Origin of the sequence: Streptomyces sp. NPDC001351 (assembly GCF_042896045.1) — a bacterium.
Lineage (GTDB): Bacteria > Actinomycetota > Actinomycetes > Streptomycetales > Streptomycetaceae > Streptomyces.
This window is the reverse complement of sequence record NZ_JBIAWS010000001.1, coordinates 641,281-661,425: the sequence shown is the minus strand read 5'-3', so window position 1 is coordinate 661,425 and position 20,145 is coordinate 641,281. Positions and strand designations below refer to the sequence as shown.

Genomic DNA, 20,145 nt, shown 5'->3' with positions numbered 1-20,145 from the left:
CTCGTCATCAGTCACCGGCTCACCCTCTCAGCCCGGACAGGCGGAGGCCACTGCCTTCGAGGGGCGGCACGTACCCGAGCGCATCCTGGGCCGTATCTGGGCCGTCCGAGGACAGCCCAATGACTACCAACAACGACAGACAATGACAGCGACGTGTGATCGACGCCTGTCCCAGGCACAGCGCCCGCGCCCCCGTTGTCGTACCGACAGCGGGGGCGCGGGCGTATGTTCTATTCTGCCTCTGCCGATGCCATGACACGGGGGTGGACGGGATGCCGGAGCACGAACACGACGACCAGGAGCGCGAGTTCGACCTGAGGTGGGCGGACGACGCGCAGCACAAGGAGCCCTCGGCGCGGGCCCGGATGCTGGCCGCGCGCTGGAGGGAGAACCCGCCGGAGCCGCAGCCCTTCCGTGCGGATCCCGAGCCGGTGGCGCCGCGCAGGTCCTCATGGGTGTCGACGGCGATCGTGCTGGGCAGTGTGGCGGCGATCATCGTGCTGCTCGGGTGGGCACAGTTCCGGGCCCCGTACTAGAGGACTCTGCCCAGCGGCCTCTCACAGGGACCTTTTGCGGCTCCTAGAGCCGTTCGGGACCACTTCATGGCAGTGGCTGGGTGCACACTGGCAGTGGGACGAGTGCCTGACTGCGGGGTGATGGCAGATGCAGAGCCGCTTCCGGAGCGACCGGCGGTTGACCGTGCGGATGACGGTCACGATGTTCCTGCTCGGGTTGTTGTACGTGGCCTTCGTCGCCGCGTTGATCGTGTTGCTCAAGTCGTGGCTGCTGGTCGTGGTGCTGGTGGCGGCGATGTTCGTGGCGCAGTTCTGGTTCTCCGACCGGATCGCGATGTTCGCCATGCGCGGGCGGGTCGTGGAGCGCGAGGAGTATCCCGAGCTGCATGCGGTGGTCGACCGGCTGTGTGCGATCGCCGACATGCCCAAGCCGGTGGTGGCGGTGTCCGAGATGGACATGCCGAACGCGTTCGCGACCGGACGCAATGCCGACCATGCGGTGGTGTGTGTGACGACCGGGCTGCTGCGGCGGCTGGAGCCCGCGGAGCTGGAGGGCGTCCTCGCGCACGAGCTGTCGCACGTGGCGCACAAGGACGTCGCCGTGATCACGATCGCGTCGTTCCTCGGCGTGATCGCGGGCCTGATCGTGCGGTTCGCCTTCTACTCGCAGCTGTTCGGCGGGGGGCGCCGGGACCAGAACACCGCTGCCGTCTTCGCCGCCGTGATGGGTGTGTCGGCGGCCGTGTACGCGATCAGTTTCCTGCTGATCAGGGCGCTGTCGAGGTACCGGGAGCTGGCCGCGGACCGGGCGGCGGCGCTGCTCACCGGGCGGCCCTCGGCGCTGGCCTCCGCGCTGACCAAGGTCTCCGGCGACATCGCGAGAATCCCGACCAAGGACCTGCGGACGGCGCAGGCCTTCAACGCCTTCTACTTCACCCCCGCGGCCGGCAAGGAGCCCGGCATCGAGCGGTTCTTCTCCACGCACCCGAGCCTGGAGCAGCGGCTCGACCAACTGGGGCGGATCTCCGCCGAGTTGGGTGATGCGGCAACACCCGGAAAGGGGTGACATGGGGCTCCTGGACATTCTGCTCGGCCGTACGAAACCGGTCCTGCCCGATCTCGACCAGCTCTTCGCGCTGCCGTCGGCGGCCGTGACCCTCGAGGCCGCGGCCGGCTTCACGCCGACCGGCACGGGCGCGGTGTGCTTCGCGACGGTCGAGGGCGGGGCCTTCGAGCAGACGCACCGGGAGGTCCAGGCCCTGCTGGACGCGGACGCCGACCGGGAAGGCCCCCCGGTCGAGCTCAGCCAGGACGAGTACGGCTACTCCTGGCTGGTCTCCCGCCGCTCCCCCGACCAGCTGTCCGAGCTGGTCAACGATCTGCACGCGGTGAACAGCTCGATGGAGGTCAACGGCTTCGGGCCGCAACTGCTGTGCTCCCTGGCCGGTTTCCAGAGCGAGGGGGGCCGGGGGCTCGCGCTGGTCTATCTCTACAAGCGCGGCACGTTCTACCCGTTCGCGCCGCTGCCCGGCGGTGGGCAGCGGCGCGACAACGCGCTGGAACTGCAGGTGAAGGCGGCGCTCGCCGACGACCTGCGGATGGAGCAGGACCTGAGCCGCTGGTTCCCGGTGTGGGGCGCGCCCGGCCTGTGACCGGCGCCTACCAGCGGTTCACGTCGTCTCACTTGCTCTTCTCGCGCTCCTGGCGGCGCGACTCAAGGGGGCGCTCGCGGGCGTAGCGGCGCTCCCACTTGGCCTGCATGTCACGGCGCTTGCGGTAGGCCTGGTACGTGGCCGGCATCGACCCCGACGAGGATCCCCCCGACGACTGCGAGGACTGCGAGGCGGAGCCGCCCTTGGTGCCGCTGCGCCCGTACTGCGCGTACAGGAAGAGCACGGCGACCGCGGCCAGCCACCAGACGTGGTTTCCGAATCCTAAGAGCACCAGGACGGCGGTCCCGGCTATGACGATGGTGCCCATGACGGGCCTCCGTTTGGGCGTGGATGAGTGAGCGGTGATGGTTTTCTCGTCCGACGGGGCGCTGGGGGATGGGCGTCCGTCCGTCGGTGCGTAGAGAGTAGCCCCGAGTCCGCAGGGTGATGCCTGTCCTGCGGAAAGCGGTGGTGGGCAGCTCCGCGACGCATGTCCAGCGTAGGGAGACGGTCACCGGGCGTGCATCCTGTTTTCCGGCCGGGAGCCCCGGAGGCGACGTCAGTCCACTCCCAGATCCAGCGTCCGCTCCACCACCTCCCGGGCCACCTCCGTCAGGCGGCGGCGGTGGGAGCGGGCGTGGGAGCGCAGGACGCGGAAGGCCTCGTCGACGGTGATGGAGTGCCGGGCGGAGAGGGTGCCCTTGGCCTGTTCGATGACGATACGGCTGTTCAGCGCCTGGCCCAGCTGGTCGGCCAGGGCCTGGGTCTCGCGCAGCCGGCGCTCCCGTTCCAGGGTCCAGCCGGCGGCGTCGGCGAGGGCCTGGGCCAGCGTCAGGAGCTCGTGAGGCAGCGGTGTGCTGCCGGGACCGAGCAGTACCAGGGCTCCCAGGGTGTCCCCGCCGACATGCAGGGGCAGCGCGGCGACCCGGCCGTAACCCAGTTCCACCGCCCGGGCCGTGTAGCGCGGCCAGTCCCGGCGGGCCCGGTCGCTGTCCAGGGGGGTGTCCGCCACCGGGAAACCGGTGCGGCGGGCCTCCGACCCGGGCCCCTCGCCCCAGGTGGCGGCGGAGCGTGCCAGGTGCAGCAGGTCCTGGCCGGTGCCGGCCACCTCGGCACCGCAGGAGTCGTCGGGAGCGTACAGCACGACCACGGCGCAGTCGCCGAGCAGCTTGGTTCCGTGCGCGGCGAGGGCCGCGAGGAGCCCCGTCGGGTCGGACGGTGCGGTGACCGGGCTGGCGGCCAGGTCGACGAACGCCTGTGCCAGCTGCTGCTGCCGCGACGGGGATACCGTGCTCATCAGCTTTCCTTCGCTCTCGGACTTCGGCCGGTGATGCGTCCGCAGTCTTCCTTGCCCACGCCCCGTCGTCTCCCCCGCCTCAGCCGAGGCGCAGTTCACCGCGCAGGATGGACTCCGCCACCAAGTGCACGGAGGCACCCTCGGCAAAGGCATGTGCCTTGATCAGTTCCAGTGCGTCGGCCACCAGGCAGTCGAGGTGCACGGAGACCATGCCGGCGGCCTGGTGCACCTTGGCGCGCAGATCGGTGGCGCCGTACATACCGGGGTCGCCGTCCACGTCGAGGATCACCGAGCGGGTCAGCGCCTCGGCGACCTCGGAGAAGGTGTCCGAGTCGGTGACGCCCTGCGCCGGATCGAAGACCGCGAGTGCGCCTACGCAGGTGCCGGACAGGCTGAGCGGTACGGCGGCCACCGCGCCGATGCCCAGGTCCGCCACCGCGGGCCCGTACCCGGGCCAGCGGTCGAGCAGCGCCGAGCCGTCCGCGGCCACCGGACAGAGCTCTTTGGCGGCGTCCCGGGCCGGGCCCTCACCGAGCAGGAACTCCAGCTCCTGGGCGGCGCGGGCAGACTCGTCGGAGGCCGCCAGGCCGAGCTGGTCGAGCGTCGCTCCGACCAGGGTGACGGCGGCGCTGCTGGTGCCGCAGGCCGCTGCCACACCCGACATGAACAGGGGCTTCGGGACGTCGCGCGTACGTGCCCAGCTGGTGAGCCGGTCCACGTAGTCCTCCTGAAGCCGGGCCGCGGTCAGGTGGCAGGCCGCGGTGGAACGGTGGATCGCCGCGATCCGCAGGTACATGTCCCTGAGGACCTCGGTGCGGGCCTGACCGGCGAGGAGCTCATGCCGCTCGGCACTGCTGCTCTCCTTCTCCGAACGGAGGCGCGCCGCAGCGGCCTGCCGTTCGGCGGAGGCAATGAGGTCCGAGACCTCACGTCCGGTCGCCATACCGGAATCGTACGCTTCAGGTTCTCACTGCGAGCCGTTTGTCCGGCCTTCTTCCATGAGCAGGACCACCCCGCCGTTGTGGCCGTCGAAGGGGCTGCACTGCACCATGCACACGATCGACCGGCCCAGGCGGTTGACGGCGGGCACCGGCAGCGGGTCTCCCCGCTTGCCGCTGTCGACGCAGAGCTGGATGGTCTCGCGCAGCTCGCCGGTGGGCAGTCCGAAGTCGAGACCGTGGAAGGGCTGGTCCAGGACCTCCTCGGGGCGCAGACCCCACAGATCGACGGCGCCGCGGTTCCAGCTCTTGACCTTCAGGCCCTGGTCGAGGACGACGACCCCGGCGGCGATGGAGGTGAGCACGGCCTCCAGGAAGGTGCGGGCCTCGTCCAGCTCCTCGGTGCGGACCCGCATCTCCTCGTTCGTGGTCTCCAGTTCCTCGTTCCCGGACTGGAGTTCCTCATTGGTGGTCTCCAACTCCTCGTTGGTGGACTGGAGTTCCTCATTGGTCGTCTCCAGTTCCTCGATGCTCGACTGGAGTTCCTCGTTCGTCGTCTCCAACTCCTCGTTCGTGGACTGGAGTTCCTCGTAGGCCGTCTCGAGGTCCTCTCGGACGCGCTTGATCTCGGACTTGAGCTGTGTGGCGACCGTGACGTCGTTGAAGGTGATGTGGATGGCGACCGACAGGCCGTCGGTGCCGGTCACGGGCTGGACGAGGATGTCGAAGTACTGGACGTCGTCGGCGACCCGGCGTTCGGCGCCGTTGACCCGCAGGGTGCGCCGCTCGTGGGTGGCCTGTTCGATCAGGGAGCGCAGTTCGACGGGGCGGTAGGAGATCTCCAGGTCCTGGAAGGGGCGCCCGATGTCGGTCGCCGTGAGTCCGAACTGCACGCGCGCGTGGCTGTTGATGAGGATGACCACGCCTTCGGAGTCGACGGCCAGGGCGGCGCTGGGGGTCGCGTCGAGGATGAGGTCGCGCAGCTGCCGGTGCCGGGCCATGCTCTGCAACTCGCCGCCCATGCCCGCCCTGATCTTCACGGGTGCCGGCTGGTAGGGCGGCGTGGCCTCGCCGGGACGGCGCCGGAAGACGCGCTGGCGCATGCTCATCACCTCGAACCGGTCCGCGTCGTTGAGCAGCATTTCGGCCTTGCCGAGGAAGAGGCAGCCGCCCTCGCGCAACGCGAAGTGGAAGCGGTCGACGATCTGCGTCTGCGCCTCGACGTTGAAGTACATCAGCGTGTTGCGGCAGACGAGCAGGTCGAGGCGGGAGATCGGGGCGTCGCGCGTGATGTCGTGCCGACCGAAGATCACCTTGCGGCGCAGGTCGGGGCGGAAACTGAACCGGGCCCCGTTCTGCTCGAAGTACTTGTCGCGCAACTCGGCCGAGAGTGGTTCGAGGCCCTTGGCCGAGTACAGACCGGAGCGGGCGTCGCGCAGTGCCTCGTCGTCGACGTCCGTGCCGTAGATCTTGACCCGCTCCAGGGTCTCCTGAAGGCCCAGGGTCTCGGCGAACATGATCGCCAGGGAGTAGGCCTCCTCACCGCTGGAGCAGCCCGCGCTCCACACCCGGATCTCGTCCTCGCTCCCGCTCTGCGCGATCAGCTCGGGCATCACCTCGCGCTGGAGGAAGGTCCAGGCCTCGGGGTCGCGGAAGAAGGAGGTGACGTTGATCAGGATGGTGTTGAACAGGGCGTTGAATTCATCCGCATTGGTCTCCAGGCGGTCGCGGTAGTCGGTGTACGACGTGATCTGCGTGTCCGCCATCCGTTTGCGGATGCGGCGGCCCAGTGAGGACCGCTTGTAACCGGTGAAGTCGAAACCGCGGGCGTCCCTGAGGAAGCCGAGGAGCTGCTCCAGTTCCTCGTCCGTCTCCACGTCCGGTTGTCCGTCAACCATCGCTGTCGCCCACTTCTCTGCTACTGCCTCTTGGTCTCGACCAACCCGCGGATCACCGCGGCGATCTCCTCCAGAGGTAGCACGAAGTCCACTGTGCCAGTACCCACGGCCGCCTCCGGCATGCCCCTGAACTCCGCCGTCGCCGGATCCTGGGCGATCACGGTGCCACCGCGCGACTTGACCGCGTCCACACCCATCGCACCGTCCCGCCCGGTCCCGGTCAGCACGCAGGCGATGGCCCGCGACCCGTACGCACCCGCGACCGACTCGAACAGCAGGTCCGCGGAGGGCCGGACGAAGTGGACCAGCTCGCTGTCGGTGAGGGTGAGCAGGCCGCCGGGGCCGACGAGCAGGTGCCGGTCGGGCGGGGCGATGTAGACCGTGCCGGGCCGGGTCCGCTCGTGGTCCTCGGCGAGCTTCACATCAAGCTCCGTACGGCGGTCCAGGACCTCCGCGATGACCGTGCGGTGGCGGGGGTCCAGGTGCTGCACGACCAGGACCGGCACCGGGAGCCCGGCGTCGAAAGCACCGAGCAGGGTGGCCAGGCCGTTGATACCGCCGGCCGAGGAGGCTACGGCGACGACCTCGAAACCGTCGGTCGGGGGCTCGGATAGCTGCACTCGGTCAGCGTAGGTCTCCTGGGCGGGGTGAGGCAGGTTCTGGGGTGTGATCACGCCTCGGGGGAGGCCGCGACCACGCCTGCCGCGATCGCCGCGCCCAGGGTTGCGTGGTCCGCGGCGGTCTGGTCGGCGTAGGCGAGGGCGAAGTCGGCGACGGCCTGCTCGAAGGTGTCGGCGCCGCCGAGGTAGGCGGCGATGGCGATGCGGTCGCCGGAGCGGGCGTGGGCGCGGGCCAGGGCGGTGCCGCAGAGGCGGGCGTAGCCGAGCAGGTCGGCCGGGCTCATGCCGGCCACGTCCGCGGAGCCCTTCGTGTCGCGCAGCTGCCGCCAGTAGAAGGCGCGCCCCTCCGGCCCGCTCATCCACCCCAGGAAGATGTCACTGGCCGCCTGCAGCAGCCGCTGACCTGCGACGACGCGATGCCCGGGATGGACGTAGGGCCCGTGCGGCAGATGTTCCTCCCATACGGACTTCCGTGCCTCCTTGATCTGCAGGAACAGGGGGTCGCCCTGATCCCGTCCCGTCAGGAGTACGACGAAGCAGCGCAGGCCGACGCTGCCGACGCCGACGGCCTTGCGGGCGGCGTCCGCGAAGCGGTAGCGGTCCAGGAGCAGGCGGCGCTCCTCGGTGAGGGTGGAACGGTAGTCGCTGAAGATCTTGCGCAGGGAGGCCATGTCGGAGGCGCCGGCGGGTTCGAGGAGCGGCGGGTCGTGGATGATCCGGCGGCGTCCGTCGACGACCTCGGTGAGCTTGCCGAGGGCCTGCAGGCTGGTGCGGCGGCGGGCCCGGGTCAGGCTGGAGGCGACCTGTCCGTTCCGCCGGCCGGCGGAACGGACGAGGGGCAGCAGGCTGTCGGCGTCGATGCGCTCGTACCAGACGGAGAGCTCGCCCCGCCCGGCCAGCCGCCGCATGGCGGTCCGGTACGCGGCCACCGCCTCCAGCGTCGCGCGGCGCACCTTGGCCTCGGCGTGCCCGTTCGCCCGCCCCGCCACGGCGACGGAGGCGGCGAGCCGCTCGACGTCCCACTCGAAGGGGCCGGGAAACGTCTCGTCGAAGTCGTTCAGGTCGAAGACAAGCGCCCGCTCCGGGGAGGTGTGCAGACCGAAGTTCAGCAGGTGTGCGTCGCCGCACAGCTGCACGGTCAGCCCGGTGTGCGGGCGGGAGGCGAGGTCGGCGGCCATCACGGCGGCCGAACCGCGCAGGAACGCGAACGGCGACGCGGCCATCCGCCCGTACCGGATCGGCAGCAGCTCGGACAGCCGGTCACGTCCCTGCCGCTCCAGTACGGCAACGGGGTCGGGCCGGTCGACGGGCGGAACCCACCCGGCATGAGCGGAACGCGCCACCCGCCGACGGGCGGCCTTCCCCCGCTCGGCGCGGACGACGGACGAACTCACGCCACCCACCGCGGTTCACCGCCCCTGCCCATCACGCCTCCGGTGCGGTCGCCTGCCATCGCCTCCTGCTCGCAGTGAAAGCGGGGGCGGGGGCGGGCGCATGCCGGGGGCGGCGATCGGGTGACGGGGGTTTGCGGCAGCGCGCGGTACAGGATCCCTCGTCCTCAAACTCCCCCGCTCTCGGCTTCGCTCGAGCGGGGGGGGACCCCCACGACGGGCTGAAAAGATCAAGCGGGACCCTTCGTTGTCAGTGGTCTGTTGCAGGATGAGGGCACGGATGGTGTGGCGGGGAGGCCTGGATGGGTGGCGGTGGGCGGTACGTCGGGGTGGCGGAGCGGCGGGCGCGGCTTGCGTTGCGGCAGCGGCTGGCTCCGGTGGCTCGGGCGGGCAGCCCGGAGGAGGTCGCCGGCACGCTGGTGGCGCTGCACGGGTCGGACCCGGCGACGGTGCATCTGGCCGTGGGCGCGCGGCTCGCGGACCCGGCGGGGACCGTGGCGGAGACCGAGCGGGCGCTGTACACGGACCGCTCACTGGTGCGGATGCACGGCATGCGGCACACGGTGTTCGTGTTCCCGACGGACCTCACCGCCGTCGTGCACGCCTCGACGGGACTCACGGTCGCCGGGCGGGAGCGGGCCTCGCTGCTCAAGGACATGGCGAAGGCCGGGGCGCCGGACGCGGCGTGGCTGAAGGACGTCGAGGAGTCGGCGTTGGCGGCCCTGGCCCGGCGCGGGCAGGCGACCGCGGCCGAACTCGCCGAGGACGAGCCGCGGTTGAGAGAGCAGTTCGTGTACGCGGCCGGGAAGAGCTACGAGGGTGTGCACACCGTCTCGACCCGGCTGCTGCGGGTGCTGGGCGTGGAGGGCAAGGTCGTACGGGGACGGCCGCTCGGCTCCTGGACGTCCAGCCAGTTCCGCTGGGCCGTGGCCCCGCCGCACCCCGAACTCGACGTGGCCGAGGCGCAGTCGGTGCTGCTCGGCCGCTGGCTCGCGGCATGCGGGCCCGCCACGGAGGCCGATCTGAAGTGGTGGACGGGCTGGAAGGTCACGGACGTCCGGCGTGCGCTGGCGGCGATCGGCGCGCAGGAGGTGTCTCTCGACGAGGGCACGGGGTACGTCGTCGACGGTGACGTCGAGCCGGTGGCGGGCCCCGACCGGTCGTGGGCGGCGCTGCTGCCCGCGCTGGATCCGACGGCGATGGGGTGGCGGGAGCGGGACTGGTATCTGGCACCGGAGCTGCGGCCGTCGTTGTTCGACTACAGCGGCAATGTGGGGCCGACGGTGTGGTGGAACGGCCGAGTGGTGGGCGGCTGGGCTCAGCGTCCCGACGGTGAGATCGTCTGGCGGCTGCTCGACACGGACGGGGTGGGGCGCGAGGCCGAGGAGGCGATCGCCGTGGAGGCGGAGCGGCTGCGGGGGTGGGTGGGGGCGACAAAGGTGACCCCACGGTTCCGGACGCCGCTGGAGAAGGAGTTGGCGGGACGGCTCTGAGCGCCGGTCGCGCATCTCCAGCCCGTCGTGGGCCCCCCGCTGCCACGCACGTGCCGGGCACCCCGCAGGCGCGGGGCACCCGGCACCACGCCTACCGCGAGTACCGCATCAGCGCCCGCACCATGTGGCACGTCGTGTCCGACGGCGGGTGGACGCCGATCAGTTCGGCCGTGCTCCGAATCGTCTCGTTGCGGGCCTGGTTGGGTACGTACACCCCCCTGTCGAGCAGGGCGATGGCGAGCCGCATCGCCTTGAGGCGGCGGTTGTGCGTGACGTACCACTCGCGCGGACGGCCCGGCGGCAGCGGGCGCTTCTCCACGGGGGCGTAGGGCAGGTCGAGCAGGACGGGGTGCTTGGCGGTGGACTGGGTCGGCTTCGGCTTCAGTGCGGCAGCGGGCACAGGCATCCTCCTGTCGCGGTGAGGGTGTGGGAATGAACGGGGGTTTCGGCACCCCCCACACCCTCGAACACTTCTTCTAGTGTACCGCCCGGCACTGACAAAAGGCCCTGGCCACAGCGGCTTTGAGGGCACCTCAGGGGTACCTTTGACCCCATGGAGATCTGGATCAACCCAGCCTGTTCCAAGTGCCGCAGCGCCATCAGCCTGCTCGACGCCGAGGGCGCCGACTACACCGTTCGCCGCTACCTGGAGGACGTACCGAGCGAGGACGAGATCAGGGACGTCCTCGACCGTCTCGGTCTCGAACCGTGGGACATCACCCGCACCCAGGAGGCCGAGGCCAAGGAGCTCGGACTGAAGGAGTGGCCGCGGGACGACTCGTCGCGCGCACGGTGGGTCAAGGCGCTCGCCGAGCACCCCAGGCTGATCCAGCGTCCGATCATCACCGCCGACGACGGCACCGCGGTGGTCGGCCGCACCGACGAGGCCGTACGGGACGCCCTGTCCCGATAGGAACCCGGCCTCAGAAACCCGGCCTCAACTTCCCTGTGACGTACGTTACGTCAGTGACTCCTGTAACCACTGAGTAACTTCGTTCGGTATCTCGTACATAGCGGCGTACGCTCCCCTACCTCTCAGGAGGCGCGCATGTCGCGTAGGAGAAGTCTCGGTACGAAGAAGAAGATCGCGCTGCTGGTGAGCGCGGCGGCGGTGGCGGGAGGTGGCGCCTTCGTCATGGCGAGCACCTCGAACGCCGCACAGAGCCCCCAGGCCAAGACCCTGTCGGCCGCGGACTCGAACGTCTGCCAGGGGCTCGCCACCGCCCTCGGCAACAACCAGAAGTTCATCGACGGGCAGAAGGCCAACCCCGACGCCCAGTCCGCGGCCCGGATCGCCAACCGCGAGGCGGTCATCGCGCAGATCAAGGTCCAGCAGAAGGCGTCCGGTTGCACCGTTGGGGAGTCGGCTCAGGGCTCCCAGGCGACGCAGTCGGCGCAGAACGGTGCGGGACAGCAGGCGGGGGGCCAGCAGGCGGGAGGCGCACAGCAGTCCGCGCAGCCCTCGCAGGCGGCCTCGGCGCCCGCGGGAAACGCGAACGGGAACGCGGGTGGCGGCGCTGCCGCCTCGGGTCAGCAGGTGTGCAACGGCTCCACCGTCACCCTGTCCGGCGAGGGCGGCGCACCCGCGGCCTCCAGCAACCAGTTCCCCGCGGGGACGACCCTGAAGGTCACCAACCTGGACAACAACAAGTCCACGACGGTGAAGGTCACCTCGGTCTCCGGCAGTTGCGCCCTGCTCAACAACGCGGCCTTCGAACAGGTCCGGGAGCCCGGCAAGTTCCTGATCCGCCATGCGCTGATCGAGAAGGTGGGGTGAGGCTCAAGGACTCAGGAACTCCGTGAGGCGGCGGCCGAGTTCGGCGGGTGCGGACTGCGGCAGCGCGTGATGGGAGACATCGGGGACCACGACCGTCTCCGCGCGCGGCAGCAGCGCACCCGCCTTCTCCGCCACCTCGTACGTGTCACAGGTCCTGCTGTTCCCGGCCAGGAGCAGCAGGACCGGCATGTCCAGCCCGCGCAGCGCGTCCGGCGCAGGGCGCGGACCGGTCACCGGCTTCGCGACGGAGGGGAAGCCGGCGGCCGCCTCCTGGAGGCGGAGCCAGTCGGGGTCGAGGGGCACTCCCCCGGTCTCCCATTCCAGCAGGGCGCGGACCCGGCGGGCCGAGGGACGCAGCACCAGCGGCAGGGCGTGCAGGAGGTACGCGGGCCGGTAACCGGCGAAGCACTGGGTGGGGTCCAGGAGGAAGAGGCGGCGCACGCGTGCGGGTGCGCGCAGCGCGTAGTGCAGGGCGATCCAGCCGCCGTACGAGTGCCCGCCCAGGTCCGTCTCCGCCAGGCCGAGGCCGTCCAGGACCGCGTCCAGCCAGACCACCAGGTCGGCGACCGTACGGGGGTGACGGTCGCCGGCCTCGGTGCCGCGGCCCGCGCAGCCGGGGAGGTCGACGGCGAACACGCGGTGGGTGGGCGCCAGATCGGCGGCCTGCGCGTACCAGCCGGCGGAGGTCGCTCCCCCGCCGCCGGGGAGCAGGACGACCGCGGGCGCGTGGAGAGGGCCGCACATGTTGACCCACGTCGTCCCGAAGGGCGTGGGGACGGTCACCGCCTCGCGCTCGGCGGGCCACTTGGCCATGACCTTGTCGTACGCGGCGAGGAAGCCGTCCATGTCGTAGGCGCTGCGAGCAGACACCGTAACCCCCTTATTATCTCGTTGAGCGAGATACTCGACGAACGAGATAATAGACGGAGGCAGCCCGTGCCGAACCCCCGGGGCCCACAGCTGGAGGTCGTGCACCTGCTGCGTGCCGCGACCGTCGAACTCGCCCTGCACAGCGCCCGTTTCGCGTCCCGCAACGGCATGCACCCCACGGACGTACGCGCCCTGATCGCCCTCATGGACGCCTCCCGCGCGGGAGAGGAGATGACGGCGGGGCGGCTCGGGGCCGCGCTCGGGCTGAACTCGGCGGGGACCACCGCGCTGGTGGACCGGCTGGAGCGGGCCGGTCATGTGCGGCGCGTCCGTGACCCACGGGACCGGCGCAAGGTCGTCATCGAGGTGGACGAGCGGGCCGTGGAGCTCGGATGGGCCTTCTTCGGACCGCTGATCGAGCAGACGGTGGAGCTGCTGCGGGGATACGACGAGCGGGAGCTGGCCGCGATCAAGGGGTTCCTCGCCGGGGTGCGGGACGCCGCCGCGGCCGGTGGCTGACCCTGCGGTCCCCGCACAACCCCATCGCATACGAGCCGCCGTACGACGGCCCGTACGCGCGCGCCGACCGGGTCGACCTGTCGACTCGCTGTGCCGTAGCCACCCTCACACCGTGAATCGCGCCACACCACCGCCAGGTAACACGGGGTTCACACTTGAGCAATGGCCGGGAAATCGCCTGTTGACAGGCTCGCGGGCATCCACCGCGGCGCCTCAGTGCCGCAGCGCCGCAGCACCCGCAAGTGCGTAGACACATCCCCGAAGGAAGTGGCCCGTGACCTTCAAGGCTGAGTACATCTGGATCGACGGCACCCAGCCGACCGCCAAGCTCCGTTCCAAGACGAAGATCATCGCGGGCGAGCCCGCCGGTCTGGACGCGCTGCCGATCTGGGGCTTCGACGGGTCCTCCACGAACCAGGCCGAGGGGCACTCCTCGGACCGTGTCCTCAAGCCGGTCTTCACCTGCCCGGACCCGATCCGCGGCGGCGACGACGTCCTCGTCCTGTGCGAGGTCCTCAACATCGACTTCACGCCGCACGAGTCCAACACCCGTGCCGCGCTGACCGAGGTCGCCGAGAAGTTCGCCGCGCAGGAGCCGATCTTCGGCATCGAGCAGGAGTACACCTTCTTCCAGGACGGCTACCCGCTCGGCTTCCCCAAGGGCGGCTTCCCGGCCCCGCAGGGCGGCTACTACTGCGGTGTCGGCGCCGACGAGATCTTCGGCCGCGAGATCGTCGAGGCCCACCTGGAGAACTGCCTCGCCGCGGGCCTCGCCATCTCCGGCATCAACGCCGAGGTCATGCCCGGCCAGTGGGAGTTCCAGGTCGGCCCGGTCTCCCCGCTGGAGGTCTCCGACCACCTGTGGGTGGCCCGCTGGCTGCTCTACCGCACCGCCGAGGACTTCGGCGTCGCCGCGACGCTGGACCCGAAGCCGGTGAAGGGCGACTGGAACGGCGCCGGCGCGCACACCAACTTCTCCACCAAGGCGATGCGCGAGAGCTACGACGCGATCATCACCGCCGCGGAGTCGCTGGGCGAGGGCTCCAAGCCGCTCGACCACGTCAAGAACTACGGCGCCGGCATCGACGACCGCCTGACCGGTCTGCACGAGACCGCCCCGTGGAACGAGTACTCCTACGGCGTCTCCAACCGCGGCGCCTCGGTCCGTATCCCGTGGCAGGTCGAGAAGGACGGCAAGGGCTACATCGAGGACCGCCGTCCGAACGCCAACGTCGACCCGTACGTCGTGACGCGGCTGCTCGTCGACACCTGCTGCTCGGCGCTGGAGAAGGCCGGCCAGGTCTGATCCCGGATGTCCGCAAAAGGGGCGTCCACCGTTCGCGGTGGGCGCCCCTTTGCCGTCCAAGTAGTGAGAGAAGGGTCCTCGGCGGGGCCGGCGTCTGCTTCAATTAGGTCATGGCCAGCTTCCAGAACCACACCGCGACGGGTCGCCATGACCTCGAGCCGTTCTGGCCTTCCCGTCAGCACCACGACTTCGACCGGGTGTGTTGCCGCGCGATGAACGCGCCGGCCCTCTAAAGCCGTACACCCCCGGCCTTCGGCCAGCGCGACACGACGTACGTCCCGGCGAGCCCGACCACGAATCGCGGCCGCCGTCCTCCCAGACGAACTCCTCGCGCGAAAGAGCTGACCTCTCATGGCGACCACTCGTTCTCTCTCCACCGCCACCCTCACCTCCCCCGCCCAGAACGGCGCCCGGCACCGGCTGCGGGCCGTCGACCGGGACGAGGTCGTGGACGTGACGGACTTCCTGCCGCCGGGCGCCACCTGGCTGCCCGCTCCGCAGCACACCCTTCCCACCCTGCCGGGCCAGCCGCCGATGATCGGCTACCTGGTGCTCGTCCCGGCCGACCAGCAGCCGCCGTTCCTTCCCGTGGCGGTGCCCGACCCCACCGCTGAGGAGCGAGGCAGCGGCAACCCGCTCGTGCTGATCGACTCCGTGCAGCGCACCGCCGAGGTGGACGGACGGGAACTCGACCTCACCTACCTGGAGTTCGAGCTGCTCGCGCATCTCGTCGCGCATCCGCACCGGGTGCACACCCGCGACCAGCTGGTCACCACGGTGTGGGGGTACGGCCATGTGGGCGACGGCCGCACCGTCGACGTCCACATCGCGCGTCTGCGCCGCAAGCTGGGCGCCGAGCACCGCGGGACGATCCAGACGGTGCGGCGGGTCGGGTACAAGTACACGCCGCCGACCGGACGTTGACCGTCCACCGGCCGTTTCTCCTCTGCTGACGGCAGATTGCCGTTCCGTCCCGCGGGCCGACCGGGCAGGCTCACCGGCATGAGACTTCTGGTGCTGGGTGGAACGGAGTTCGCGGGACGGGCCGTCGTGCAGGCGGCCCTGGGGCGCGGCTGGGAGGTGACCGTCCTCAACCGGGGACGGCACCGGCTCCCGGACGGCGTACGCGCGTTGCGGGGCGACCGCACCGCGCCCGACGGGCTCGCCGCCCTCGCGGAGGGCGAGTGGGACGCCGTCGTCGACACCTGGTCGGCGGCGCCCCGGGCGGTACACAGCGCGGCACGGCTGCTGCGGGGTCGTGCCGGGCGGTATGTGTATGTGTCGAGCTGCTCGGTGTACGCATGGCCCGCACCGGCCGGGTACGACGAGAGCGCCCCGGTGGTCGAAGGTGCCGAGCCCGACGCGGAGCAGACGGACTACGCACGGGACAAGCGTGGCGCGGAGATCGCCGCCGTCGAGGCGTTCGGGGCGGACCGCTCCGTTCTCGTACGGGCTGGGCTGATCCTCGGCCCGTACGAGAACATCGGCCGGCTGCCGTGGTGGCTGGGGCGGATCGCGCGGGGCGGGCCGGTCCTCGCCCCGGGGCCGCGGGATCTTCCGCTCCAGTACGTCGATGCGCGGGACATGGCCGAGTGGATCCTCGGGGCTGCGGAGCAGGAGCTGAGCGGACCGTTCAACATGATCAGCCCCCAGGGGCACGCCACGATGGGCGAGTTGCTCGACGCGTGCGTCGCCGTCACCGGCTCGGACGCGGAGCTGCGGTGGATCGACCCCGGGGTGATCCTGGAGGCGGGCATCGAGCCGTGGACCGATCTGCCCGTGTGGACACCGCCGGGGAGTGAAGGGCACGACGCCTTGCACAGCGCGGACGTCTCCCGTGCGCTGGCTTCGGGGCTGGTCTGCCGCCCCGTGGACGAGACCGTCGCCGACACCTGGCGGTGGCTCCAAGGGATCGGTGGCAGGGCGCCGCAACGTCCGGACCGGCCGCCGGTCGGGCTGGACCCGGAGGTGGAGGCGAAGGTGTTGGGCGGGTAGTGAGCGATCTGCAGGCCGGTGGGGGCTTGTCGCTCCCGCCATCGCGGCGGAGCCGCAGATCGACACGGTCCCGCGCCCCTTGAAAACAGGGCGCTTGCCCCCGGGGTGTACTCAGCACCACCCCCCAGCCCGGGGGCCTGGCCCCGTGACCCCCCGCCCCCGCTCGGCCAGACTTCTGCCATGAACATCGACACGCACCGTGCCCGGGGGCGGGCCCGCGAGGTACTACTGGCTGCCGTACGGGGGCTCGCACTGGCCGTGGCCGTGCTGCCCTTGTCGGTGCTGCTGTTCGTCCTGACGCTCGTCTCCGTCGCGCTCATACCGATCGGCGTCGGCGTCGTCACGACCCCACCGATCCTGGACGCGGTGCGAACCCTCGCGGACAAGCGGCGGGAGCTCGCAGCTCAGTGGTGCGGGGTGCGGATACCGTCGGCGTACCGGCCGGTCCCCGAGGGGGCCAACCCCTGGGCGCGCACCTACGCCATGCTGCGCGACCCGGCTGTCTGGCGGGATGTGCGCTGGCTGCAGGTGGACATGACGGCGGGGTTCGTCACCGCGCTGTTGCCTGCGCTGCTCGTCTTCTACCCCCTGGAGGGCCTGGCGGTGGCGGCCGGGCTGTGGCGGCCCCTGTCGGAGGCCGGCGGCTACTGGTACGGCTTCGTCCACGTCACCGACCAGGCCTCCGCGTTCGGTGCCGGCGCCCTGGCCCTCGTGCTCCTCCCCCTCGGTTACCGCTACGCCCCCTCCCTGCTGACCGCCCACTTCCGGCTCACCCGGTCCGTGCTCGGCGCGAGTCAGGCCGAACTTGCCGAGCGGGTGCAGGTGTTGACCGAGACCCGGAAGGACGCCGTCGACACCTCCGCCGCCGAACTGCGCCGTATCGAGCGGGATCTGCACGACGGGGCGCAGGCGCGGCTGGTGGCCATGGGCATGGACCTGGGCACCATCGAGATGCTCCTCGACAAGGACCCGGCGAAGGCCAAGCAGCTGCTCGCCCAGACCCGGCAGTCCTCCGTGGACGCGCTCGCCGAACTGCGCGACCTGGTGCGCGGCATCCACCCGCCGGTGCTGGCCGAACGAGGACTGGGCGACGCCGTGAGGGCGTTGGCGCTGCGGCTGCCGCTGCCCACCGAGGTGAACGTCGAGCTGGAGGGGCGCGCGGACGCTCCGGTGGAGTCGGCCGCGTACTTCGCGGTCAGTGAGGTGCTCACCAACGCGGTCAAGCACTCCGGCGCCGACCGCATCTGGATCGACCTGCATCACGGCGAGGACAAGCTGCGGATCACCGTCACCGACAACGGCAAGGGCGGCGCGGCGATCGGGGCCGGTTCGGGCCTGGCCGGGGTCGAGCGGCGCCTGGGTACATTCGACGGCGTCCTGGCCGTCAGCTCTCCCGCGGGCGGTCCCACCATGGTCACCATGGAGATCCCTTGCGTGTTGTCCTAGCCGAAGACCTCTTCCTGCTGCGCGACGGTCTGGTCCGGCTTCTGGAGGCCTACGACTTCGAGATCGCCGCGGCCGTCGAGTCCGGCCCCGAGCTCGCCCGGGCGCTGGCCGAGCTGGAGCCGGACGTCGCCGTGGTCGACGTACGTCTGCCGCCCACGCACACCGACGAGGGGCTGCAGTGCGCGCTGCGGGCCCGCCGGGACAGACCCGGGCTTCCCGTGCTGGTGCTCTCGCAGCACGTGGAGCAGCTGTACGCGCGCGAGCTGCTCGCCGACGGGAGCGGCGGGGTCGGATATCTGCTGAAGGACCGGGTGTTCGAGGCGGACCAGTTCGTGGACGCCGTACGGCGGGTCGCGGCCGGTGGTACGGCCATGGACCCGCAGGTGATCCAGCAGCTGCTCTCGCGGCGGGCCGCCGACGACCGGCCGCTCGCGCGGCTGACGCCCCGTGAGCGGGAGGTGCTGGAACTCATGGCGCAGGGCCGCTCGAACGCGGCGATCGCCGGGCAGCTGGTGGTCACAGAACGGGCCATTGCCAAACACACCTCCAACATCTTCGCCAAACTGGACCTGGAGGTATCGGACGACGACAACCGTCGTGTCCTGGCGGTACTCGCCTATCTGGACCGGGACCAGTAAGCGGTTGCTGATTCTCCGTAACTTTCGCTGCTCAGGCGGCGGTTGGGTCGCAAAGGCCCGGTAAACCTCTGATTTGTTTGTGGGGCTGCTGAACACCCCTGGGACCACCTGCGTATGAGAGGGCGCCGCTTCACTCCTGTCGGGCGCCTCGATGCCCCGCCAAGCCCGCAAGGAAGTCAGAGGAGTTCCATGGGACGCAACACACGAAAACGCCGTACGCCGCTGGCCACCAAGGCCATAGCCGCATCGGCGGCCCTAGCGCTCGGTGGGGGCGGGCTGATCTGGGCGAACTTCTACGCCTCGGCGCACGAGTCCAACAACTCGGGGCAGAACCAGACCAAGGCCGCCGCCGGTCAGGTCGCCACGATCGCCTGCCCCGACGTGCAGCAGAAGCTGACGAACGTGCCGGCGCAGGCCCAGCAGGGTGTGGCCACGGAGTTGGCGAACCTCGACAAGCAGGTCACCGAGGCCTACACCCGGCTCGCCTCCACCCGGCAGGCGCAGGCGGGCGACGCGAACTTCGTACAGAACGCGATCGTCGGCCCCCTCAAGGACAAGCGAGCCGCGACCCTCAACCGGATCCGGATCGACATCCAGCGCGTGGGCGGCCAGGTCGACGCGGCCGGGCTGCAGGCCCTCGCCGCCTGCACGACGCAGACCGCCAACCAGACCACCGCAGCCGGTGGGCAGAACGGCGGCCAGCAGAACGGCGGCCAGCAGCAGCAAAATGGCGGCCAGCAGCAGAACGGTGGCCAGCAGCAGGGCAACGGCCAGGCCGGTGCCGCTCAGAACATCGGCGGTCAGGCCGGCAACGGCCCGGTCGCGGCCGACTTCGTGGACATCACCAAGGTCCAGCCGAACGTCGCCGCGAAACCGCAGGCCAACGGCAACGCCTCGAAGGGCGTCTTCATCACCAAGTGCGGTGTGAACGCCAACAAGAACCACAACACGGACAACGTGATCGTGGCCCCTGGCGTGACCAACGGCGCGCACCACCTGCACGACTACGTCGGCAACCAGAAGGTCAACGCGTTCGCGAACAACAACACGCTGATCGCGGACCAGACCAGCTGCCAGAACCAGGGCGACCTGTCGGCCTACTACTGGCCGGTGGTGCGTATCCAGGACGGCACGCAGGACTTCGACCAGAACGCCCTCGGCGGTGGCAAGGAAGGCAACGTCGGCAAGATCCTGACGCCGGTCCAGGCGCAGATCAAGTACGTCGGCAGCCCGACCAGCAAGGTCACGGCGATGCCGCAGTTCCTGCGCATCATCACCGGTGACGCCAAGACCACGACCAACGGCCTGGCGAACGCCAACGCGCACTGGAGCTGCACCGGCTTCGAGAACAAGGTCCAGCTGACGACGCAGTACCCGATCTGCCCGCAGGGCAGCAACGTGGTGCGCACCTTCGCCTTCCAGTCCTGCTGGGACGGCAAGAACATCGACAGCGCCAACCACCGCACGCACGTCGCCTTCGCCGACGCCAACGGCAACTGCCAGAACGGCTTCAAGGCGATCCCGCAGCTGACGATGCGTCTGGTGTACAAGATCAACCCGCCTGTCCTGCAGAACGGCCAGGTGAAGAACGCCTACGCGGTGGACGGCTTCCCCGAGCAGCTGCACAAGGCGGCCACCGACCACGACGACTTCATCGCGGTCTTCAAGAACAACCTGGCGAACAAGATCGCCAACTGCATCAACAGCGGGCAGCGTTGCCAGTGACGAGGCCCTAGGAAAGCGGGCGGTGGGAATCTCCCACCGCCCGCTTTTCGTATGTGCCGCGAAGC

At 70.4% G+C, this 20,145-nt stretch carries 21 protein-coding genes; 13 read left to right on the top strand and 8 right to left on the bottom strand.

Annotation, left to right across the window (positions count from 1 at the left end; all coding sequences use genetic code 11):
- Positions 1–272 precede the first annotated feature (272 nt).
- From ACFY1U_RS02995 to ACFY1U_RS02985, 3 genes are all read left to right on the top strand, one after another.
- Positions 273–536 carry a hypothetical protein gene (locus tag ACFY1U_RS02995; RefSeq protein WP_390692379.1) on the top strand — a complete coding sequence of 88 codons (264 nt, stop codon included), beginning with the start codon at positions 273–275 and terminating at the stop codon, positions 534–536.
- Between the two features lie 127 nt (positions 537–663).
- On the top strand, positions 664–1,581 hold the full coding sequence (gene htpX, locus ACFY1U_RS02990) for a zinc metalloprotease HtpX (protein WP_390692378.1): 918 nt from the start codon (positions 664–666) through the stop codon (positions 1,579–1,581).
- 1 nt (position 1,582) lies between these two features.
- Positions 1,583–2,167 carry a hypothetical protein gene (locus ACFY1U_RS02985; RefSeq protein WP_390692377.1) on the top strand — a complete coding sequence of 195 codons (585 nt, stop codon included), beginning with the start codon at positions 1,583–1,585 and terminating at the stop codon, positions 2,165–2,167.
- Between the two features lie 28 nt (positions 2,168–2,195).
- On the opposite strand, the gene ACFY1U_RS02980 is transcribed toward ACFY1U_RS02985, so the two are convergent.
- The 6 genes from ACFY1U_RS02980 to ACFY1U_RS02955 all read right to left on the bottom strand — a co-directional run bounded on the left by ACFY1U_RS02980 (position 2,196) and on the right by ACFY1U_RS02955 (position 8,314).
- Positions 2,196–2,495 (bottom strand): hypothetical protein, encoded by a 300-nt coding sequence (locus ACFY1U_RS02980; protein WP_390692376.1) that lies wholly within the window; start codon positions 2,493–2,495, stop codon positions 2,196–2,198.
- A gap of 231 nt (positions 2,496–2,726) precedes the next feature.
- The gene (locus ACFY1U_RS02975) at positions 2,727–3,464 is read right to left on the bottom strand and encodes an ANTAR domain-containing protein (protein ID WP_390692375.1); all 738 of its coding nucleotides are present in this window, start codon (positions 3,462–3,464) and stop codon (positions 2,727–2,729) included.
- A gap of 79 nt (positions 3,465–3,543) precedes the next feature.
- Positions 3,544–4,407 (bottom strand): GAF domain-containing protein, encoded by an 864-nt coding sequence (locus ACFY1U_RS02970; RefSeq protein ID WP_390692374.1) that lies wholly within the window; start codon positions 4,405–4,407, stop codon positions 3,544–3,546.
- A gap of 24 nt (positions 4,408–4,431) precedes the next feature.
- Positions 4,432–6,300, bottom strand: coding sequence for a CheR family methyltransferase (locus ACFY1U_RS02965; RefSeq protein ID WP_390692373.1), 1,869 nt, complete (start codon positions 6,298–6,300; stop codon positions 4,432–4,434).
- A gap of 20 nt (positions 6,301–6,320) precedes the next feature.
- A complete protein-coding gene (locus tag ACFY1U_RS02960; RefSeq protein WP_390692372.1) occupies positions 6,321–6,920 on the bottom strand; it encodes a chemotaxis protein CheB in 600 nt (199 codons plus the stop codon).
- A 50-nt stretch (positions 6,921–6,970) separates the two neighbouring features.
- A complete protein-coding gene (locus ACFY1U_RS02955; protein ID WP_390692371.1) occupies positions 6,971–8,314 on the bottom strand; it encodes a DUF2252 domain-containing protein in 1,344 nt (447 codons plus the stop codon).
- A gap of 299 nt (positions 8,315–8,613) precedes the next feature.
- Here ACFY1U_RS02955 and ACFY1U_RS02950 point away from each other — a divergent pair, with 299 nt between their 5' ends.
- On the top strand, positions 8,614–9,804 hold the full coding sequence (locus ACFY1U_RS02950; protein ID WP_390692370.1) for a winged helix DNA-binding domain-containing protein: 1,191 nt from the start codon (positions 8,614–8,616) through the stop codon (positions 9,802–9,804).
- Positions 9,805–9,895: 91 nt separating this feature from the next.
- Here the strand turns inward: ACFY1U_RS02950 and ACFY1U_RS02945 are convergent, their stop codons facing one another.
- On the bottom strand, positions 9,896–10,204 hold the full coding sequence (locus ACFY1U_RS02945) for a hypothetical protein (protein ID WP_099928355.1): 309 nt from the start codon (positions 10,202–10,204) through the stop codon (positions 9,896–9,898).
- Between the two features lie 153 nt (positions 10,205–10,357).
- On the opposite strand from ACFY1U_RS02945, the gene ACFY1U_RS02940 reads away from it, so the two are divergent.
- Both ACFY1U_RS02940 and ACFY1U_RS02935 read left to right on the top strand, forming a co-directional pair.
- Positions 10,358–10,717, top strand: a complete 360-nt coding sequence (locus tag ACFY1U_RS02940) for an arsenate reductase family protein (RefSeq protein WP_390692369.1) — start codon at positions 10,358–10,360, stop codon at positions 10,715–10,717.
- Positions 10,718–10,852: 135 nt separating this feature from the next.
- Positions 10,853–11,581: a hypothetical protein gene (locus ACFY1U_RS02935; protein ID WP_390692368.1), complete on the top strand. Its 729-nt coding sequence runs from the start codon at positions 10,853–10,855 to the stop codon at positions 11,579–11,581.
- A gap of 3 nt (positions 11,582–11,584) precedes the next feature.
- Here the strand turns inward: ACFY1U_RS02935 and ACFY1U_RS02930 are convergent, their stop codons facing one another.
- Positions 11,585–12,451, bottom strand: a complete 867-nt coding sequence (locus ACFY1U_RS02930; protein ID WP_390692367.1) for an alpha/beta fold hydrolase — start codon at positions 12,449–12,451, stop codon at positions 11,585–11,587.
- 66 nt (positions 12,452–12,517) lie between these two features.
- Here ACFY1U_RS02930 and ACFY1U_RS02925 point away from each other — a divergent pair, with 66 nt between their 5' ends.
- The 7 genes from ACFY1U_RS02925 to ACFY1U_RS02895 all read left to right on the top strand — a co-directional run bounded on the left by ACFY1U_RS02925 (position 12,518) and on the right by ACFY1U_RS02895 (position 20,080).
- The gene (locus ACFY1U_RS02925; RefSeq protein ID WP_390692366.1) at positions 12,518–12,970 is read left to right on the top strand and encodes a MarR family winged helix-turn-helix transcriptional regulator; all 453 of its coding nucleotides are present in this window, start codon (positions 12,518–12,520) and stop codon (positions 12,968–12,970) included.
- 274 nt (positions 12,971–13,244) lie between these two features.
- Positions 13,245–14,276 carry a glutamine synthetase gene (glnII, locus tag ACFY1U_RS02920; RefSeq protein ID WP_390692365.1) on the top strand — a complete coding sequence of 344 codons (1,032 nt, stop codon included), beginning with the start codon at positions 13,245–13,247 and terminating at the stop codon, positions 14,274–14,276.
- A gap of 351 nt (positions 14,277–14,627) precedes the next feature.
- The gene (locus ACFY1U_RS02915; RefSeq protein WP_390692364.1) at positions 14,628–15,200 is read left to right on the top strand and encodes a winged helix-turn-helix domain-containing protein; all 573 of its coding nucleotides are present in this window, start codon (positions 14,628–14,630) and stop codon (positions 15,198–15,200) included.
- 78 nt (positions 15,201–15,278) lie between these two features.
- The gene (locus ACFY1U_RS02910; RefSeq protein WP_390692363.1) at positions 15,279–16,271 is read left to right on the top strand and encodes an SDR family oxidoreductase; all 993 of its coding nucleotides are present in this window, start codon (positions 15,279–15,281) and stop codon (positions 16,269–16,271) included.
- Between the two features lie 180 nt (positions 16,272–16,451).
- Positions 16,452–17,717 carry a sensor histidine kinase gene (locus ACFY1U_RS02905; RefSeq protein ID WP_390692362.1) on the top strand — a complete coding sequence of 422 codons (1,266 nt, stop codon included), beginning with the start codon at positions 16,452–16,454 and terminating at the stop codon, positions 17,715–17,717.
- A complete protein-coding gene (locus ACFY1U_RS02900) occupies positions 17,702–18,355 on the top strand; it encodes a LuxR C-terminal-related transcriptional regulator (RefSeq protein ID WP_390692361.1) in 654 nt (217 codons plus the stop codon). Before ACFY1U_RS02905 ends, ACFY1U_RS02900 begins: the two co-directional genes overlap by 16 nt.
- 189 nt (positions 18,356–18,544) lie before the next feature.
- A complete protein-coding gene (locus tag ACFY1U_RS02895; protein ID WP_390692360.1) occupies positions 18,545–20,080 on the top strand; it encodes a DUF1996 domain-containing protein in 1,536 nt (511 codons plus the stop codon).
- The last annotated feature ends 65 nt before the right edge of the window (positions 20,081–20,145 follow it).

Excerpts from the sequence above, each read along its gene's own strand:
- ACFY1U_RS02935 (WP_390692368.1), top strand. The coding sequence starts at position 10,853 with ATGTCGCGTAGGAGAAGTCTCGGTACGAAGAAGAAGATCGCGCTGCTG.
- ACFY1U_RS02895 (WP_390692360.1), top strand. The coding sequence starts at position 18,545 with ATGGGACGCAACACACGAAAACGCCGTACGCCGCTGGCCACCAAGGCC.
- ACFY1U_RS02905 (WP_390692362.1), top strand. The coding sequence starts at position 16,452 with ATGAACATCGACACGCACCGTGCCCGGGGGCGGGCCCGCGAGGTACTA.
- ACFY1U_RS02995 (WP_390692379.1), top strand. The coding sequence starts at position 273 with ATGCCGGAGCACGAACACGACGACCAGGAGCGCGAGTTCGACCTGAGG.
- ACFY1U_RS02965 (WP_390692373.1), bottom strand. The coding sequence starts at position 6,300 with ATGGTTGACGGACAACCGGACGTGGAGACGGACGAGGAACTGGAGCAG.
- ACFY1U_RS02915 (WP_390692364.1), top strand. The coding sequence starts at position 14,628 with ATGGCGACCACTCGTTCTCTCTCCACCGCCACCCTCACCTCCCCCGCC.
- ACFY1U_RS02975 (WP_390692375.1), bottom strand. The coding sequence starts at position 3,464 with ATGAGCACGGTATCCCCGTCGCGGCAGCAGCAGCTGGCACAGGCGTTC.
- ACFY1U_RS02970 (WP_390692374.1), bottom strand. The coding sequence starts at position 4,407 with ATGGCGACCGGACGTGAGGTCTCGGACCTCATTGCCTCCGCCGAACGG.
- ACFY1U_RS02980 (WP_390692376.1), bottom strand. The coding sequence starts at position 2,495 with ATGGGCACCATCGTCATAGCCGGGACCGCCGTCCTGGTGCTCTTAGGA.
- ACFY1U_RS02940 (WP_390692369.1), top strand. The coding sequence starts at position 10,358 with ATGGAGATCTGGATCAACCCAGCCTGTTCCAAGTGCCGCAGCGCCATC.
- htpX (WP_390692378.1), top strand. The coding sequence starts at position 664 with ATGCAGAGCCGCTTCCGGAGCGACCGGCGGTTGACCGTGCGGATGACG.
- ACFY1U_RS02950 (WP_390692370.1), top strand. The coding sequence starts at position 8,614 with ATGGGTGGCGGTGGGCGGTACGTCGGGGTGGCGGAGCGGCGGGCGCGG.
- ACFY1U_RS02910 (WP_390692363.1), top strand. The coding sequence starts at position 15,279 with ATGAGACTTCTGGTGCTGGGTGGAACGGAGTTCGCGGGACGGGCCGTC.
- ACFY1U_RS02985 (WP_390692377.1), top strand. The coding sequence starts at position 1,583 with ATGGGGCTCCTGGACATTCTGCTCGGCCGTACGAAACCGGTCCTGCCC.